This window comes from Cupriavidus sp. IK-TO18 (assembly GCF_015549295.1).
In the GTDB taxonomy this organism is placed as follows: Bacteria; Pseudomonadota; Gammaproteobacteria; order Burkholderiales; family Burkholderiaceae; genus Cupriavidus; species Cupriavidus oxalaticus_A.
On the sequence record NZ_JADGMP010000007.1, the window covers coordinates 25,316 to 42,990 of the forward strand.

The following is a 17,675-nucleotide window of genomic DNA, read 5'->3' on the forward strand; positions in this document are numbered from 1 at the left end:
CGAGCGATCGCGCCGCAGTGCCGGGTATGTGGAAGACCAAATGACACCGAGCAGACAAGCGACGCACATGAAGCCGATCTGGATAGTCGACGACGATCAATCAATCCGCTGGGTCCTGGAAAAGGCCCTTGCCCGTGAAAGCCTGCTCTCGCGCAGCTTCACCAATGTGCGAGACGTGCTGGCCGCGCTGGAAGAAGACCAGCCGCAGGTGCTGATTTCCGATATCCGCATGCCCGGCGGCTCCGGGCTGGATCTGCTGCAGGCCATCAAGGCGCGGCACCCGGGGCTGCCGGTCATCGTGATGACCGCCTACTCGGACCTGGACAGCGCCGTGGCGGCGTTCCAGGGCGGCGCCTTCGAATACCTGGCCAAGCCGTTCGATGTCGACAAGGCGGTCGAGCTGATCCGCCGTGCGCTCGAAGAAAGCCTGCGCGAAGAGGAGATGGACGACCGGCTGGTCGATGCGCCGGAGATCCTCGGCCAGGCGCCGGCCATGCAGGATGTGTTCCGCGCCATCGGGCGGCTGTCGCAGTCGAATGTCACGGTGATGATCACCGGCGAGTCGGGCACCGGCAAGGAACTGGTTGCGCGCGCGCTTCACAAGCACAGCCCGCGTGCCAACGGCCCGTTCATCGCGCTCAATACCGCGGCCATTCCCAAGGACCTGCTCGAATCCGAACTGTTCGGCCACGAGCGCGGCGCCTTCACCGGTGCGCAGACCATGCGCCGCGGCCGCTTCGAACAGGCCGAGGGCGGCACGCTGTTCCTCGATGAAATCGGCGACATGCCGTTCGATTTGCAGACCCGCCTGCTGCGCGTGCTGTCCGACGGCAACTTCTATCGCGTCGGCGGCCACAACCCGTTGCGCGCCAATGTGCGGGTCATCGCCGCGACGCACCAGAACCTGGAGCTGCGCGTCAAGGAAGGCCTGTTCCGCGAGGACTTGTTCCACCGCCTGAACGTGATCCGGCTGCGCTTGCCGCCGCTGCGCGAACGGCCCGAGGACATCACGCTGCTGGCGCGCCATTTCCTGCAGAAGAGCGCCAAGGAACTGGGCGTCGAGCCCAAGCGCATGTCGGACGAGGCGCTGGCCTATGTCAGCACGCTGCCGTTCCCCGGCAACGTGCGCCAGCTCGAGAACCTGTGCAACTGGCTGACGGTGATGGCACCGGCGCAGACCATCGAGGTCAAGGACCTGCCGCGCGAAATGCTGGAGGCTGGCGTCAGCGAGCCGATCAATGCGCCGCGGCCCGAGCGCGTGGTCGAGGCGCGTGCCGCCGAGTACGAAGCCGGTCATGAGCTGGCCGACTACGGCGGCTTTGCCATGCCGGTGGCGGAGGCGGATACGGCGACCGTGGTGCGGCCGGCGCCGGCTGTCAGCGCCGCGCCGGCCGGCACTGCCGCCGGCTGGGAGCACCTGCTGGCCGGCGAAGCGCGCGCCATGCTCGAGGCCGGGCAGCCGGAGGTCATGGATGTGCTGACACGCCGGTTCGAGAAGGCGGTGCTGGAGGCCGCGCTGGGTGTCACACGCGGGCGTAGGGTCGAGGCCGCGACGCGACTGGGCATCGGGCGAAATACCATTACGCGCAAGCTGCAGGAATTGGGATTCGACTGAGCGGGCAGAGCGGAAAAAAACGGCCGGGCATGTGCCCGGCCGTTTTGCTTTTTGCCTTGCCAGATCTCAGCCGCGCGCCTGCACCAGCCGCTGCGCCATCTCGGCGAAACCTTCGCCACCCGCCGCCGCAGTGATGAAGGCCGGCGGCACCGGCAACTGCGGCAGGATATCCCGCACATTGGCCACTCCGACCGACAGCGGAAAATGCGCGAACATGCTGGCATCGTTGGCTGAATCGCCGATAAACAGCCATTCATCGCGGCAAGCATCCAGATCTTCTCCGAGCAGTTCCGCCACGCACAGCTTGCTCATCGAGAGCTTGTCATGCTCTCCGAACCAGCCGTTGACATGGATGGAGCTGACCGTGGCAGTCATGCCGGCCTCGCGCATCAAGGCGGCAATGCGTGCCACCGCTTCCTGCGGCAGTGGCGGCACGTCTTCGGCATGATCGATCGCCAGGTCGGCGGCGTGCCAGGCCTGGTCCGACGCCAGCGCGCAGCCCGGCACCTCAAGCAGGATGCGCTGGCCAAGCGCATCGATACGCTCGAGGTTGCGCGTCCGGGTGGCCGCATCGTCCAGGAAGCGGGTATGCAGCCGGCCATCGCGCAGGTGCGAATAGAAGGCACCGTTCTCGCCGATGATCGCGTCCACCGGCCACAGCCGGGTCAGGATCTCGGCCCACGCAATGCAGCGCCCCGTTACCGGGATGACGTGCAGGCCAGCCTGGCGCAGGCCGTCCAGCGCCAGATAAGTGGAAGCGGGCAGCCGCCCGTCGGTCGTCAGCGTGCCGTCGATATCGGTCAGCACGCCGCGCACGCGCCGCAGCACGGAATTAGAGAGCTTGTTCAGGGATTGCATGGCGGGCCATTGTAACCGTCATCCTGCCGTCTTCATTGGCTATGTCGGTTATTGCACTGCAAAACGGCCGGGATCCGTGAAGTTGCTGATTTGCTTGCCCGGGTGCGACCGGCGTAACATGCCGCTGTCACAAAATAATCACATGCTGTCGGGTTTTCGACCGCACAGAAACTGACAGACCAAGGAGAGCATCGATGTCCGTATCCCGTACCGCGCTCAAACTCGTCGCGCTGGCCGCCCTGACCGGGGCCGGCAGCGCGCACGCCGCCGTTGAAATCCAGTGGTGGCACGCCATGCAGGGCGCGCTGAACGACAAGGTGAACGAGATCGCCAACAAGTTCAACGCGAGCCAGTCCGACTACAAGATCGTGCCGGTCAACAAGGGCAACTACGACGAAACCATGGCGGCTGGCATCGCCGCGTTCCGTGCCGGCGGCGCGCCGGCGATCCTGCAGGTGTTTGAGGTCGGCACCGCCACCATGATGAGTGCCAAGGGCGCGATCAAGCCGGTGTCGACGGTGATGAAGGACGCCGGCGAGAAATTCGACCAGAAGGCCTACATCCCGGCGGTGGCGGGCTACTACACCTCGTCCAAGGGCGAGATGCTGTCGTTCCCGTTCAACAGCTCGACCACGGTCTTCTACTACAACAAGGATGCCTTCAAGAAGGCCGGCCTCGACCCGGAGAAGGCGCCCAAGACTTGGCCGGAGGTGATGCAGTATTCGGCCAAGCTCAAGGCCTCGGGTACCAACTGCGCGTACACCACCGACTGGCAGGGCTGGGTCCACCTGGAAAGCTTCTCCGCCTGGCATAACACGCTGTATGCCACCAAGAACAACGGCTTCGGCGGCACCGACACGCGCCTGGTCTTCAACAGCCCGCTGCACGTCAAGCACATCACCAACCTGCAGGACATGGTGAAGAAGGGCTACTTCAGCTATGGCGGCCGCAAGGCGGAATCGCAGGCCAAGTTCTATAACGGCGAGTGCGCGATGTTTACCGGCTCGTCGGCCTCGCTGGCCAATATCCGCAAGAACGCCAAGTTCGCGTTCGCGGTGGCCCAGCTGCCGTACTACCCGGACGTGCAGGGCGCCCCGCAGAACACCATCATCGGCGGCGCTTCGCTGTGGGTGATGGGCGGCAAGAAGCCGGACGAGTACAAGGGCGTGGCCAAGTTCTTCAACTTCCTGTCGCGTCCGGAGATCCAGTCGGACTGGCACCAGGCCACCGGCTATCTGCCGGTAACGATGGCCGCCTACGAGATGACCAAGAAATCCGGCTACTACGACAAAAACCCGGGTGCCGATGTGTCGGTGCAGCAGATGGTGGTCAAGACCACCGACAAGTCGCGCGGCGTGCGCCTGGGCAACATGGTGCAGATCCGTACCGTGGTGGACGAGGAACTGGAAGCCGTCTGGGCCGGCAAGAAGGAGCCCAAGGCAGCGCTGGACTCGGCTGTGGCCCGTGGCAACGATCTGCTGGAGCGCTTCCAGAAGACCGCGCGCGAATAAGCGCGGGCTGACAGCAAGCTGATAGGAAAGGGCGGGCGGCGGCGAAACCTCCGCCCGCTTGCATTGTGGCCGGCCGCATCCGGCCGTACCTGGAACGATGCCGCGACCCGCGGCATCCGCCGGAATCCGTTCATGGAAAAACGCGTTGTTTTCCGCTCGCCGTGGCTGCCGTATCTGCTGGTCTTGCCGCAGATCGCGATCACGCTGATCTTCTTTTTCCTGCCCGCGGGGCAGGCGCTGTATCAATCGATGCTGCAACAGGATGCCTTCGGCATCAACCTGGAGTTTGTTGGCCTCGATAACTTCCGCATGCTGTGGAACGACCCGCTGTATGTGGAGTCATTCCAGACCACTGCGATCTTCGCCATCGGCGTCACCGTGGTGGGCCTGACCACCGCGCTGGCGCTGGCCTATTTTGCCGATCGCGTGATCCGCGCCGCGGTCGGCTACAAGACCTTGCTGATCTGGCCGTACGCGGTCGCGCCGGCGGTGGCGGGCGTGCTGTGGATGTTCATGTTCAACCCGACGCTGGGCGTGGTCTCGTACGCACTGCGCAAGATGGGCGTGGAATGGAATTTCCTGCTCAACGGCAACCAGGCGCTGCTGCTGGTGGTGCTGGCCGCGGCATGGAAGCAGATCAGCTACAACTTCCTGTTCTTCCTGGCCGGGCTGCAGAGCATCCCGCGCTCGCTGATCGAGGCCGCGGCCATCGACGGCGCCGGGCCGTGGCGCCGCTTCTGGTCGATCATCTTCCCGCTGCTGTCGCCGACCACTTTTTTCCTGATGGTGATCAACGTGGTCTACGCCTTCTTCGATACCTTCGCCATCATCGACGCGGTCACGCATGGCGGCCCGTTCAACTCGACCAACACGCTGGTGTACAAGGTTTTCCATGACGGCTTCCGCGGCATGGATATTGGTGGCTCGGCCGCGCAGTCGGTGGTGCTGATGGTGATCGTGATCGCGCTGACCGTGGTGCAGTTCCGCTACGTGGAACGCAAGGTCCAGTACTGACGGAGGCAGCCATGGTAGAACGACGTCCTTTCCTTGATTTCCTGACCCACGCGGTGCTGATTCTCGGCATCGTGGTGGTGGTGTTCCCGGTGTACCTGACCTTCGTCGCGTCGACGCTGACTGCGGAAGAAGTGCTGGACGCGCCGATGACGCTGATCCCGGGCAGCCACCTGATCGAGAACTATCGCACCGTGCTGTTCCAGGGCGTGGGCGAGGCCGCATCGCCGGTCTCGACCATGATGAAGAACAGCCTGATCATGGCGCTCGGCATTGCGCTGGGCAAGATCGCGATCTCGATCATCTCGGCCTTTGCCATCGTCTATTTCAAGTTCCCGCTGCGCAAGACCTTCTTCTGGCTGATCTTCATCACGCTGATGCTGCCGGTCGAGGTGCGGATCCTGCCGACCTACAAGGTCGTGTCGGACCTTGGGCTGCTCGACAGCTACTTCGGGTTGACCATTCCGATCATCGCGTCGGCGACCGCGACCTTCCTGTTCCGCCAGTTCTTCCTGACCATTCCCGATGAACTGGCGGAAGCCGCGCGCATCGACGGCGCGGGGCCACTGCGCTTTTTCTGGGACGTGGTGCTGCCGCTGTCGCGCACCAGCATCGCCGCGCTGTTCGTGATCCAGTTCATCTACGGCTGGAACCAGTACCTGTGGCCGCTGCTGATCACCACGCAGAAGTCGATGACGCCGGTGGTGGTGGGCGTGACGCAGATGATCTCGCGCTCGGGCGATGCCGCCACCGACTGGAACCTGGTGATGGCCACGGTGATGCTGGCGATGATCCCGCCCGCGGTGGTGGTGGTGCTGATGCAGAAGTGGTTCGTCAAGGGCCTGGTCGAAACCGAAAAATAAGCGGAACAACAAGGCGTGGCGCGCCACCCGCGCGCGCGCAGGACAACAGCAATGGCAAAACTGTCGCTTCGCAACGTTCAGAAAACCTACGCCGGCGGTACCCAGGTGGTGCACGGCATCGACATGGAAATCGCCGACGGCGAGTTCATCGTCATCGTCGGCCCTTCGGGCTGCGGCAAGTCAACGCTGCTGCGCATGGTGGCGGGGCTGGAAACCATCACCGGGGGCGAGATCCATATCGGCGACAAGATCGTCAACAACCTGGAGCCGGCCGAGCGGGACATCGCCATGGTGTTCCAGAACTACGCGCTCTACCCGCACATGAGCGTGTACGACAACATGGCCTACGGCCTGAAGATCCGCGGCATGGCCAAGGCCGAGATCCAGCAGCGCGTGGAGCATGCCGCCGGCATCCTGGAGCTGTCGCCGCTGCTGGACCGCAAGCCGCGCCAGCTGTCGGGCGGGCAGCGCCAGCGCGTGGCCATGGGCCGTGCCATCGTGCGCGAGCCGGCGGTGTTCCTGTTCGACGAGCCGCTGTCCAACCTCGACGCCAAGCTGCGCGTGCAGATGCGGCTGGAACTGAAGGACCTGCATCGCCGCCTCGGCACCACCAGCCTGTACGTGACCCACGACCAGGTCGAGGCGATGACGCTGGCCGACCGCATGATGGTGCTCAACGCGGGCCGCGTGGAGCAGATCGGCACGCCGCTGCAAGTCTATTCGAAGCCGGCCAGCACCTTTGTTGCGGGCTTTATCGGTTCGCCGCCGATGAACCTGATCCCGGTGGTTCGCAACGGCGCGGGCAATGGTGGCGCGCAGATGCGGGTGGTGGCGAAGGAGGGCGCCGACAGCGCTCCCGCCACGCTCGGCCACCTGCCGATGGGACTGCACCTGCCCGAACAGGCGTTGCTGGGACTGCGGCCGGAACATATCGAGCCGTGCGCCGCGCACGAGGCCATCGCCGAGGTCGATGTGCGCGTGGTGGAGGCGCTCGGCGCCGACTCGTTCGCCTATGGTTCGCTCGGCGGCCAGCCGGTGGTGGTGCGGCTGGAGAGCCATGCGCGCGTGAGCGCAGGCGACCGCCTGCCTGTGACCTCGTCGCCTGACCACCTCCATTTCTTCGCGCCGGATACCGGCAAGCGCATCGAGGCCTGACATGCCAGCCATCGCAGACACCCAGTCCTGGCCGTACCCGCGCCATATCGCGCATCGCGGCGCGGGCAAGCTGGCGCCCGAGAACACGCTCGCCGCGTTCCGCCACGGCGCCGCCTTTGGGTACCGGATGTTCGAGTTCGACGTCAAGCTGACTGCCGACGGCAAGCCGGTGCTGATGCACGACGCGACGCTCGACCGCACCACCAGCGGCAAGGGCAGGGTCGATGCGCTGACGCTTGGCGAGTTGGCGCTGCTCGATGCCGGCAGCTGGCACGGCCCGGCCTGGGCCGGAGAGCCGGTGCCGACGCTGGCCGCCATCGCCCGCTATACGCAGGCCAACGGCTTCCTGGCCAATATCGAGATCAAGCCGGTGCCCGGCACCGAAGCGCGCACCGGCGCGGCGGTCGCGCTAGATGCCGCGGCGCTGTGGGCTGGCGCTGCGGTGCCGCCGCTGCTGTCGTCGTTCTCGGAAGAGACACTGACTGCGGCAGCACGCGTGGCGCCAGACCTGCCGCGAGCGCTGCTGCTCGACAAGCTGCCGGCCGACTGGCTCGAGCGGTTGCGCCGGCTCGGCTGCGTGGCACTCGATGCGAATTACCGAGAGCTGGACGAGGGCGTCATTGCGTCCGCGCACGCGGCCGGCTACCGCGTCCTCAGCTATACCGTGAACGACCCGGCGAAGGCCGCGCAACTGCTGGGCTGGGGGCTGGACGGGCTGATCACCGATGCCGTCGACAAGATAGAGCCGCACGTCTGATTGTTGTGTGGCTGTTGCTAAAACGCCGATGGCGATGCGAGTTGTCGTGCGATGAAGTTCCGCATCGCGAAAAGTCCACATCCCGTTCAGGCAAACATGCTATTCTTACCGCCGTGAAGACTTAGGTCCTTCCCCGCACAACTTGCCCTTTCGGGCCTTGTGAGGAAGCCAGCACATGCGGCACCCCGGTGGCGCCGTTTGCGCAGGGTCCTCAGTTGGGCTCCCAAGAGTTGTTTGCAATCCGCTAACCGGTCAAGCCGTGTCGCGGAAGGTTGAATAACCCGCTGAACTCCGGCATACCCGGAGAATAGTGAGCGTCCCATGATGCAGCAGTACCAGAGCAGTTCGTACCTCTTCGGCGGTAACGCCCCGTATGTCGAAGAACTGTACGAAGCCTACCTCCAGAATCCCGCCTCGGTTCCCGACAACTGGCGTTCTTACTTCGACGCCATGCAGAACGTTCCTGCCGTCGACGGCACGAACGGCCGGGATGTCGCCCACGCTCCCATCGTTGCCTCGTTCGCCGAGCGCGCCAAAGCAGGCCCCATCAAGACCATCGTTGCCTCGGCCGATTCCGACATGGGCCGCAAGCGCGTCGCTGCCACCCAGCTGATCGCCGCCTACCGCAACATCGGTTCGCACTGGGCCGACCTGGACCCGCTCAAGCGCCAGGAGCGTCCGCCCCTGCCGGATCTGGACCCCGCGTTCTACGGTTTTTCCGAAGCTGACCTCGACATCGTCTTTAATGCCAGCAATACGTACTTTGGCAAGGAGTCGATGAGCCTGCGCGAGCTGCTGAACAACCTGCGCGAAACCTACTGCGGCACCATCGGCGCCGAATTCATGTACGTGAGCGACCAGGCGCAGAAGCGCTGGTGGCAGGAGCGCCTGGAAACCACGCGTTCCAAGCCGGTCTTCACGCTGGAGAAGAAGAAGCACATCCTCGACCGCCTGACCGCGGCCGAAGGCCTGGAGCGCTTCCTCCACACCAAGTACGTCGGCCAGAAGCGCTTCTCGCTGGAAGGCGGCGAAAGCTTCATCGCCGCGATGGACGAACTGATCCAGCGCGCCGGTACCAAGGGTGTGCAGGAAATCGTGATCGGCATGGCCCACCGCGGCCGCCTGAACGTGCTGGTCAACACGCTGGGCAAGATGCCGGCCGATCTGTTCGCCGAATTCGAAGGCAAGCACGTCGACGACCTGCCGGCCGGTGACGTCAAGTACCACAAGGGCTTCTCGAGCGATGTCTCGACCGAAGGCGGCCCGGTGCACCTGTCGCTGGCGTTCAACCCGTCGCACCTGGAAATCGTCAACCCGGTGGTGGAAGGCTCGGCCAAGGCCCGCCAGGAACGCCGCGGCGAAGTCGGCCACAAGGAAGTGCTGCCGGTGCAGGTGCACGGCGACGCCGCCTTTGCCGGCCAGGGCGTGGTCATGGAGACGCTGAACCTCGCGCAGACCCGCGGCTACGGCACGGGCGGCACGATGCACATCGTCATCAACAACCAGATCGGCTTCACCACCTCCGACCCGCGCGACGCCCGCTCGACGCTGTACTGCACGGACGTGGTCAAGATGATCGAGGCCCCGGTGCTGCACGTGAACGGCGACGATCCCGAAGCCGTGGTGTACGCGATGCAGCTGGCGGTTGATTTCCGCATGGAATTCAACAAGGATGTCGTGGTCGACATCATCTGCTTCCGCAAGCTGGGCCACAACGAGCAGGATACCCCGGCGGTCACGCAGCCGCTGATGTACAAGAAGATCAGCCAGCACCCCGGCACGCGCAAGGTGTACGCCGAGAAGCTGGCCGCGCAGAAGCTGGTCCCGGCCGAGTTTGGCGACGAGAAGGTCAAGGAATACCGCGCTGCGATGGACGCCGGCAAGCACACCGCCGACCCCGTCCTGTCGAACTTCAAGAACAAGTTCGCGGTGGACTGGATGCCGTTCCTGAACCGCAAGTGGACCGACGCCGCCGACACCGCGGTGCCGGTGACCGAACTGAAGCGCCTGGCCGAGCGCATCACCACCACGCCTGAGACGCTGAAGCTGCACCCGCTGGTGGAGAAGGTCGTCAAGGACCGCGCCAACATGGGCCGTGGCGACCAGCCGCTGGACTGGGGCATGGGTGAGCACCTGGCCTTCGCCTCGCTGGTGTCCTCGGGCTACCCGGTGCGCATCACCGGCCAGGACGCCGGCCGCGGCACCTTTACCCACCGCCACGCCGTGCTGCACGACCAGGCGCGCGAGCGCTGGGATGCCGGCTCGTACGTGCCGCTGCAGAACGTGTCGGAAAACCAGGCACCGTTCACGGTGATCGACTCGGTGCTGTCGGAAGAAGCCGTGCTCGGCTTCGAATACGGCTACTCCGCAGCCGAGCCGAACGCGCTGGTGATCTGGGAAGCCCAGTTCGGCGACTTCGTCAACGGCGCCCAGGTGGTGATCGACCAGTTCATCTCGTCGGGTGAAGTGAAGTGGGGCCGCGCCTCGGGCCTGACCCTGATGCTGCCGCACGGCTACGAAGGCCAGGGTCCGGAGCACAGCTCGGCTCGTATCGAACGTTTTCTGCAGCTCTGCGCGGACCACAACATGCAGGTCTGCCAGCCGACCACGCCGGCCCAGATCTTCCACCTGCTGCGCCGCCAGATGATCCGCCTGTTCCGCAAGCCGCTGGTGATCATGACGCCGAAGTCGCTGCTGCGTAACAAGGACGCCGTGTCGTCGCTGTCTGAACTGGCCAAGGGCCACTTCGAGACCGTGATTGCCGACCAGGAAGAACTGAACGCCAGCAAGGTCAAGCGCGTCATCATGTGCTCGGGCAAGGTCTACTACGACCTGGTCAACACGCGCAAGGAACGCGAGGCCAACGACACCGCGATTATCCGCCTGGAACAGCTGTATCCGTTCCCGCACAAGGCTGTTGCCGCGGAACTGAAGAAATATCCGAACGCCACCGAGATCGTGTGGTGCCAGGACGAGCCGCAGAACCAGGGTGCCTGGTTCTTCGTGCAGCACTACATCATGGAAAACATGACGGATGGCCAGAAGCTCGGTTATGCCGGTCGTCCCGCCTCGGCTTCGCCGGCGGTGGGCTACTACGCAAAGCACAACGAGCAACAGAAGGCTCTGCTGGAAGCTGCCTTCGCCAAGCTCAAGGGCTTTGTTCTGACCAAGTAATCAGAGGCAGCCACGGCGACGCGCGCAGTTGCGCCGTGGCTTGCCGATATAAAGACAACACGCATAACACGAGGAATTCACAACCATGGCTATTGTTGACGTCAAGGTTCCGCAGCTGTCCGAATCGGTCGCCGAAGCGACCATGCTCAACTGGAAGAAGAAGCCTGGCGAAGCCGTTGCCCAGGACGAGATCCTGATCGAGATCGAAACCGACAAGGTCGTGCTGGAAGTGCCGGCCCCGTCGGCAGGCGTCCTGTCGATCATCGTCAAGAACGACGGCGATACCGTCGTGGCCGATGAAATCATCGCCAAGATCGATACCGAAGCCACTGCTGGTGCCGCCGCCCCGGCTGCTGCCGCTCCGGCGCCCGCCGCCGCTGCCCCGGCACCGGCTGCTGCTGCTGCCGCTCCTGCCGCCGCAGGCGGCGTGGCCATGCCGTCTGCTGCCAAGCTGATGGCCGAAGCCGGCCTGTCGGCTGGCCAGGTTGCCGGCACCGGCAAGGACGGCCGCATCACCAAGGGTGACGCGCTGGCTGCTGCTGCTGCTCCGGCCGCCAAGGCCGCCCCGGCTCCGGCCGCCGCCAAGCCGGCGCTGCAGCAGGTTTCGGCTCCGGTCGACTTCGCCGCACTGGGCGACCGCCCGGAAGAGCGCGTGCCGATGAGCCGCCTGCGCGCCCGTATCGCCGAGCGCCTGCTGCAGTCGCAAGCCACCAACGCCATCCTCACCACCTTCAATGAAGTCAATATGAAGCCGGTGATGGACCTGCGCAACAAGTACAAGGACCGCTTCGAGAAGGAACACGGCGTGAAGCTGGGCTTCATGTCGTTCTTCGTCAAGGCCGCGGTGCACGCGCTGAAGAAGTTCCCGCTGATCAATGCCTCGATCGACGGCAACGACATCGTCTACCACGGCTATTTCGACATCGGTATCGCCGTGGGCTCGCCGCGCGGCCTGGTGGTGCCCATCCTGCGCAATGCCGACCAGATGAGCCTGGCCGACATCGAGAAGAAGATCGCCGAGTTTGGCGTGAAGGCCCGTGACGGCAAGCTGTCGCTGGACGAGCTGAGCGGCGGGACCTTCTCGATCTCCAACGGTGGCGTGTTCGGTTCGATGCTGTCGACCCCGATCATCAACCCGCCGCAATCGGCCATCCTGGGCGTGCACGCCACCAAGGATCGCCCGGTGGTGGAAGACGGCCAGATCGTGATCCGCCCGATGAACTACCTGGCCATGTCCTACGACCACCGCATCATCGACGGCCGCGAAGCCGTGCTGGGCCTGGTCGCCATGAAGGACGCGCTGGAAGATCCGGCCCGCCTGCTGCTGGACCTGTAATCGACGGTCCCCCCTGCGCGCGTTGGTTCATGCCGGCGCGCGCGGTGCGCATCTCCAGAGTTGATCGCGCGCCGGCACACGCTGCCGGTGCCACAAAGGAATCCCCATGAGCAAACAATTCGACGTGCTGGTGATCGGCGCCGGCCCCGGCGGCTATATCGCCGCGATCCGCGCCGGCCAGCTCGGCCTGAACGTGGCCTGCTGCGAAGGCAACGCCTACGACGATCCCAAGAACGAGCCGCGCCTGGGCGGCACCTGCCTGAACGTGGGCTGCATCCCGTCAAAGGCACTGCTGGCTTCCTCGGAAGAATTCGAGAACGCCCAGCACCACCTGGCGGACCACGGCATCACCGTGGGCGACGTCAAGGTCGACGTGTCCAAGATGCTCAAGCGCAAGGACGATATCGTCGGCAAGATGACCAAGGGCATCGAGTTCCTGTTCCGCAAGAACAAGGTGACGCTGCTCAAGGGCTACGGCAAGTTCGTCGGCAAGACCGCCGAGGGCTTCCAGGTCGAGATCGCCGGTGAAGTCGTGACCGCCAAGCAGGTCATCATCGCCACCGGTTCGAAGGCCCGCCACCTGCCGGGCATCAAGGTCGACAACGACCTGGTCAGCGATAACGAGGGTGCGCTCAAGTTCCCCGCAGTGCCGAAGAAGCTGGGCGTGATCGGCGCCGGCGTGATCGGCCTGGAGCTGGGTTCGGTGTGGCGCCGCCTGGGCTCGGACGTGACCGTGCTGGAAGCGCTGCCCGCGTTCCTGGGCGCCGCCGACGAAGGCGTGGCCAAGGAAGCCCAGAAGCAGCTGACCAAGCAAGGCCTGAAGTTCAGCCTCGGCGTGAACGTGAGCGAAGTGACCACCGGCAAGAACGGCGTCACCGTCAAGTACACCGACAAGGACGGCGCCGCCCAGACCCTGGAAGTCGATCGCCTGATCGTGTCGGTCGGCCGCGTGCCCAACACCGACAACCTGGGCCTGGATGCTGTCGGCCTGGCCGCCGACCAGCGCGGTTTCATCGAGGTGGACGACCACTGCGCCACCAAGGTGCCGGGCCTGTGGGCCATCGGCGACGTGGTGCGCGGCCCGATGCTGGCGCACAAGGCCGAGGACGAAGGCGTGGCCGTGGCCGAGCGCATCGCCGGCCAGAAGCCGCATATCGACTACAACTGCGTGCCGTGGGTGATCTACACCTTCCCGGAAATCGCATGGGTCGGCAAGACCGAAGCCCAGCTCAAGGCAGAAGGCCGCGAGTTCAAGGCTGGCCAGTTCCCGTTCATGGCCAACGGCCGTGCGCTGGGCATGGGTCACGCCGATGGCTTCGTCAAGATGCTGGCCGACGCCAAGACCGACGAGATCCTGGGCGTGCACATCGTGGCTGCCAACGCCTCGGACCTGATCGCCGAAGCCGTGGTGGCGATGGAGTTCAAGGCCGCCAGCGAAGATATCGGCCGCGTCTGCCATCCGCACCCGTCGATGTCGGAAGTCATGCGTGAAGCCGCGCTGGCTGTCGACAAGCGTCAACTCAATATGTAAGGCGCATGCCTCGCATTGTTTGAGTACCGGCGCGCCGCACCAGCGGCGCGCCGTTTTCACTTGCGGCGCGTGCCGCGTGAGCCCCCAGCATGAACGTCACTGAGTACTACAAAAAGGAACTGAAGGAGCGCGGCTACACATCCGACGAGGCGCAGTTGCGTGCCGTGGCGCGGCTGCAGCAGTGCTACGACGAATGGGTGGCCTACAAGAGCCGCCGCAACAACGCGCTGAAGAAGCTGCTGGTCCGTCCCGACGTGCCCAAGGGCGTCTACATGTGGGGCGGGGTGGGGCGCGGCAAGTCTTTCCTGATGGACAGCTTCTATACCTGCGTGCCGGTGGTGCGCAAGACGCGGCTGCACTTCCACGAATTCATGCGCGAGGTCCATCGCCAGCTGGAAGAGCTGCGCGGCCGCCCGGACCCGCTGGATGAACTGGCCAGGCGCATCGCGCGCCGGTTCCGGCTGATCTGTTTCGACGAGTTCCATGTCAGCGACGTCGCCGACGCGATGATCCTGCACCGCCTGCTGCAGCAGCTGTTCGACAACGGCGTGCAGTTCGTGATGACTTCCAACTACCGGCCGGACCTGCTCTATACGGACGGCCTGCACCGCGACCGGGTGCTGCCTGCCATCGCGCTGATCCAGCAGAAGATGGACGTGCTCAACGTCGATGCCGGCATCGACTACCGCAAGCGCGCACTGGAACAGGTGCAGGCTTACCACACGCCGCTCGACGCCAGCGCGAACTCGGCGCTGCGCGATGCCTTCACGTCGATTGCCGGCGTGGCCGACGAGTCGCCGCTGCTGCATATCGAGCACCGCGAACTGCGCTCGCTGCGCAAGGCCAATGGCGTGGTGTGGTTCGACTTCGCCACGCTATGCGGCGGGCCGCGCTCGCAGAACGATTACCTGGAGCTGGCTTCGCAGTTCCATACCGTGATCCTGTCCGACGTGCCGCGCATGACGCCGCGCATGTCGTCGGAAGCACGGCGCTTTACCTGGCTGATCGACGTCTTCTACGACCACAAGGTCAAGCTGCTGATGTCGGCAGAAGTGCCGGCGGACGAACTCTACACAGAGGGGCAGATGGCCAACGAATTCCACCGGACCGTGTCGCGCATCATCGAGATGCAGTCGCGCGAGTACCTGGAATCCGAGCGCCGCACCATGGACACGTCGCTCACCTGAGCGTCGGCAAGCGTTGTATTTCGGCCCGGCGCGACGATAGCCGGGCCGCATTGACCTAAATCAAGGCCGATGCCGGGACCGCCCTATACCCTGCAGGGGGTAGAAAAAGGTCCCCATGTCGTCCCCAGCCACCATCCCTTCCGCCAGCGTGCTGGCCTTGCATGCAGCGTCCGCGGCGCCTGCCGCCAACGCTGGCACGGCCGCTGTTGGGGCGCAACTCGCATGCTTCCATTGCGGCCTGCCCGTCGCGCAGGCCGAGCCACTGGCTGCCGAACTGGACGGCGCCCGCCGGGTCTTCTGCTGTGGCGGCTGCCAGGCCCTGGCGCAGACCCTCCACGCAGCCGGATTTGCCCATCTATATGGTGACGAGGCCCGCTTTGCCCGTCCGATCGACGACGCGGCGCGGCGCGAAGCCGAGCCGATCTGGGGCGCCTATGACACCCCCGAATTGCGCACCCAGTTCGTGCGCCCGCTCGACAACGGCCGCGCCGAGATCACGCTGGCGCCGGAGAACATCCGCTGCGCCGCCTGCGCCTGGCTGATCGAGCAGCACCTGACGCGCCAGCCCGGCGTGGAATCCGCGGTTGCCAATGTCGCCACCCGCCGCGTGGTGGTGCGCTGGCGCGAAGGCACGCAGTCCGTGGCCGGATTGCTGGCCGCGCTCGCCGGCATCGGCTACATGGCGTGGCCGTTCGAGGTCTCGCGCACCGACCAGCAGGACCGTCGCGCGCGCCGCAGCCTGCTGATGCGCATGGCCGTGGCCATGCTCGGCATGATGCAGGTAATGATGTACGCATGGCCGATCTACACGCACGAGGCCACCATCGACCCCGGCCAGTTGCAGCTGATGCGCTGGGCCAGCTTTGCGCTGACGTTGCCGGTGGTCTTCTATTCCGCATCGCCGATCTTTGGCGGCGCCTGGCGCAGCCTGCGCCAGCGCCATATGGGCATGGACGTGCCGGTCGCCATCGGCGTGGGCGCGGGATTTATCGCCAGTGCGCTGGCCACCGTGCGCGGCATCGGCGAGGTCTATTTCGATTCGGTGACGATGTTCGTCGCCTTCCTGCTGCTGGCGCGCTACCTCGAACTGCGGGTGCGCCAGGCATCGCGCAGCGGTGCCGAGATGCTCGCGCGCCAGCTTCCCGCCACCTGCGAGCGGCTTGCCGGAATAGGGGCCACGGGTGAACGCATCCCGGTGGCACGTTTGCGCCAGGGCGACCTGATCCGCGTGAAGGCGGGCGAGATCGTTCCCGCCGACGGGACCGTCGTCGCCGGCGCCAGCGAACTGGACGAGTCCATGCTGACCGGCGAAAGCCGGCCGGTGCGCCGCCGTGCCGGTGAAACCGTGCTGGCCGGCTGCTTCAACACCGCCAGCCCGCTGGAGCTGCGCGTGTCGCGCGTGGGCGCCGGCACACGGCTGGCCGAGATCGTGGCGGTGCTCGACCGCGCACTGGCGGAGAAGCCCCGCCTGGCCACGCTGGCCGACCGTGTCGCCGGCTGGTTCGTGGCGACGCTGCTGGTGCTGGCGGCGCTGACCGGGCTGGTGTGGGGGCTGTGGATCGATCCGTCACGCGCGCTGCTGGTGACGATCGCCGTGCTGGTGGTCAGCTGTCCGTGCGCGCTGTCGCTGGCCACGCCGGCCGCGCTGGCCGCCGCGGGCGCCGCGCTGTCGCGGCGCGGCGTACTGCTGACGCGCGGCCATGCGCTGGAGACGCTGGCGCGCGTGACCGATGTGGTGCTGGACAAGACCGGCACGCTGACTGAAGGACGCTTTGCCGTGGCGGCAGTGCAGCCGCTGGCCGACCTGAGCGAGGCGCAATGCCTTGCACTGGCCGCGGCGATGGAGCGCGGCGGCGAGCACCCCATCGCACGCGCACTGCTCGCGGCCGTGCCCGATGGAGGGGGCCATGCCGTGGCGGTCACCGGCATCCGCAACGTGCCCGGACAGGGCCTTGAAGCCACGGTCGACGGACGCCGCCTGCGGCTCGGCCGGCTGGATTTCGCGCGCGGGCTCGTTAGCGGCGGCTCATCCGTGCCAGTGCCGGCGGTTGCGGGCCCGGCCCATCCCGGCGCCACGGTCGTGTGGCTGGCGGCACAGGACGGCGTGCTCGCCAGCTTCGTGCTGGCCGATGTCGAGCGCGCGCAGACGTCCGCGCTGCTGGCGCGGCTCGGTGCGCTGGGCGTGCGCTGCCACCTCGTCTCCGGCGATAACGCCGCGGCCGTGCGCTGGTGGGCAGAGCACTTCGGCATCGGCCATGCCGCCGGCGAAGTGACACCCGAGGGCAAGCGCGACTACGTCGCGCGGCTGCAGCAGGGCGGGGCGGTAGTGCTGGCCGTGGGCGACGGCATCAACGACGCCCCGGTGCTGGCGCAGGCGCAGGTCTCGATCGCGATCGGCAGCGGTGCGCCGCTGGCGCAGGCCGGCGCCGACGCCGTGCTGACACACGGCGGCATCGACGAGATCGCAACCGCGCTGGCGGTGTCGCGCAAGGCGCGGCGCGTGGTGCGGCAGAACCTGGGCTGGTCCTTTTTCTACAACGTGGTGGCGATCCCGCTGGCGGCGACCGGGCTGGTGATGGCATGGATGGCCGGTATCGGCATGTCACTGTCGTCGCTGCTGGTGGTGGCCAACGCCTGGCGTCTGCTGCGCGCTGGCCGCAAGTCGGTCTAGGAGCCT

Annotated in this window: 12 protein-coding genes; 11 read left to right on the forward strand and 1 reads right to left on the reverse strand. The window is 65.8% G+C overall.

The window, feature by feature from the left end; translation table 11 throughout:
* Positions 1 to 67: 67 nt before the first annotated feature.
* Complete coding sequence (gene ntrC / locus IPF36_RS05325; protein WP_133096508.1) at positions 68 to 1,615, forward strand: nitrogen regulation protein NR(I); 1,548 nt, start codon at positions 68 to 70, stop codon at positions 1,613 to 1,615.
* A 66-nt stretch (positions 1,616 to 1,681) separates the two neighbouring features.
* On the opposite strand, the gene IPF36_RS05330 is transcribed toward ntrC, so the two are convergent.
* Positions 1,682 to 2,473 (reverse strand): HAD-IIB family hydrolase, encoded by a 792-nt coding sequence (locus IPF36_RS05330; protein WP_135705493.1) that lies wholly within the window; start codon positions 2,471 to 2,473, stop codon positions 1,682 to 1,684.
* 194 nt (positions 2,474 to 2,667) lie between these two features.
* Between IPF36_RS05330 and ugpB the strand changes: the two genes are divergently transcribed.
* From ugpB to IPF36_RS05380, 10 genes are all read left to right on the forward strand, one after another.
* Positions 2,668 to 3,984 (forward strand): sn-glycerol-3-phosphate ABC transporter substrate-binding protein UgpB, encoded by a 1,317-nt coding sequence (gene ugpB, locus IPF36_RS05335; protein WP_135705492.1) that lies wholly within the window; start codon positions 2,668 to 2,670, stop codon positions 3,982 to 3,984.
* A 132-nt stretch (positions 3,985 to 4,116) separates the two neighbouring features.
* Positions 4,117 to 4,998: a sn-glycerol-3-phosphate ABC transporter permease UgpA gene (ugpA, locus tag IPF36_RS05340; protein WP_029046178.1), complete on the forward strand. Its 882-nt coding sequence runs from the start codon at positions 4,117 to 4,119 to the stop codon at positions 4,996 to 4,998.
* A gap of 11 nt (positions 4,999 to 5,009) precedes the next feature.
* Positions 5,010 to 5,858 carry a sn-glycerol-3-phosphate ABC transporter permease UgpE gene (gene ugpE / locus IPF36_RS05345; protein WP_133096505.1) on the forward strand — a complete coding sequence of 283 codons (849 nt, stop codon included), beginning with the start codon at positions 5,010 to 5,012 and terminating at the stop codon, positions 5,856 to 5,858.
* A gap of 51 nt (positions 5,859 to 5,909) precedes the next feature.
* Positions 5,910 to 7,013 (forward strand): sn-glycerol-3-phosphate import ATP-binding protein UgpC, encoded by a 1,104-nt coding sequence (locus tag IPF36_RS05350; protein ID WP_133096504.1) that lies wholly within the window; start codon positions 5,910 to 5,912, stop codon positions 7,011 to 7,013.
* 1 nt (position 7,014) lies between these two features.
* Positions 7,015 to 7,770: a glycerophosphodiester phosphodiesterase gene (ugpQ, locus tag IPF36_RS05355; RefSeq protein WP_133096503.1), complete on the forward strand. Its 756-nt coding sequence runs from the start codon at positions 7,015 to 7,017 to the stop codon at positions 7,768 to 7,770.
* A 321-nt stretch (positions 7,771 to 8,091) separates the two neighbouring features.
* Positions 8,092 to 10,944: a 2-oxoglutarate dehydrogenase E1 component gene (locus tag IPF36_RS05360; protein WP_195427491.1), complete on the forward strand. Its 2,853-nt coding sequence runs from the start codon at positions 8,092 to 8,094 to the stop codon at positions 10,942 to 10,944.
* A gap of 85 nt (positions 10,945 to 11,029) precedes the next feature.
* The gene (gene odhB / locus IPF36_RS05365; protein ID WP_195427492.1) at positions 11,030 to 12,280 is read left to right on the forward strand and encodes a 2-oxoglutarate dehydrogenase complex dihydrolipoyllysine-residue succinyltransferase; all 1,251 of its coding nucleotides are present in this window, start codon (positions 11,030 to 11,032) and stop codon (positions 12,278 to 12,280) included.
* Positions 12,281 to 12,386: 106 nt separating this feature from the next.
* A complete protein-coding gene (gene lpdA / locus IPF36_RS05370) occupies positions 12,387 to 13,811 on the forward strand; it encodes a dihydrolipoyl dehydrogenase (protein WP_133096500.1) in 1,425 nt (474 codons plus the stop codon).
* An 89-nt stretch (positions 13,812 to 13,900) separates the two neighbouring features.
* Complete coding sequence (gene zapE, locus IPF36_RS05375) at positions 13,901 to 14,998, forward strand: cell division protein ZapE (RefSeq protein WP_133096499.1); 1,098 nt, start codon at positions 13,901 to 13,903, stop codon at positions 14,996 to 14,998.
* A gap of 115 nt (positions 14,999 to 15,113) precedes the next feature.
* A complete protein-coding gene (locus tag IPF36_RS05380) occupies positions 15,114 to 17,669 on the forward strand; it encodes a heavy metal translocating P-type ATPase (RefSeq protein ID WP_133096498.1) in 2,556 nt (851 codons plus the stop codon).
* Positions 17,670 to 17,675 lie beyond the last annotated feature (6 nt).

What these genes read in the sequence shown, in the direction of transcription:
- IPF36_RS05380 (WP_133096498.1), top strand. Translation starts at nt 15,114, where the DNA reads ATGTCGTCCCCAGCCACCATCCCTTCCGCCAGCGTGCTGGCCTTGCAT.
- IPF36_RS05360 (WP_195427491.1), top strand. Translation starts at nt 8,092, where the DNA reads ATGATGCAGCAGTACCAGAGCAGTTCGTACCTCTTCGGCGGTAACGCC.
- ntrC (WP_133096508.1), top strand. Translation starts at nt 68, where the DNA reads ATGAAGCCGATCTGGATAGTCGACGACGATCAATCAATCCGCTGGGTC.
- zapE (WP_133096499.1), top strand. Translation starts at nt 13,901, where the DNA reads ATGAACGTCACTGAGTACTACAAAAAGGAACTGAAGGAGCGCGGCTAC.
- odhB (WP_195427492.1), top strand. Translation starts at nt 11,030, where the DNA reads ATGGCTATTGTTGACGTCAAGGTTCCGCAGCTGTCCGAATCGGTCGCC.
- ugpB (WP_135705492.1), top strand. Translation starts at nt 2,668, where the DNA reads ATGTCCGTATCCCGTACCGCGCTCAAACTCGTCGCGCTGGCCGCCCTG.
- ugpA (WP_029046178.1), top strand. Translation starts at nt 4,117, where the DNA reads ATGGAAAAACGCGTTGTTTTCCGCTCGCCGTGGCTGCCGTATCTGCTG.
- IPF36_RS05330 (WP_135705493.1), bottom strand. Translation starts at nt 2,473, where the DNA reads ATGCAATCCCTGAACAAGCTCTCTAATTCCGTGCTGCGGCGCGTGCGC.
- IPF36_RS05350 (WP_133096504.1), top strand. Translation starts at nt 5,910, where the DNA reads ATGGCAAAACTGTCGCTTCGCAACGTTCAGAAAACCTACGCCGGCGGT.
- ugpE (WP_133096505.1), top strand. Translation starts at nt 5,010, where the DNA reads ATGGTAGAACGACGTCCTTTCCTTGATTTCCTGACCCACGCGGTGCTG.
- ugpQ (WP_133096503.1), top strand. Translation starts at nt 7,015, where the DNA reads ATGCCAGCCATCGCAGACACCCAGTCCTGGCCGTACCCGCGCCATATC.
- lpdA (WP_133096500.1), top strand. Translation starts at nt 12,387, where the DNA reads ATGAGCAAACAATTCGACGTGCTGGTGATCGGCGCCGGCCCCGGCGGC.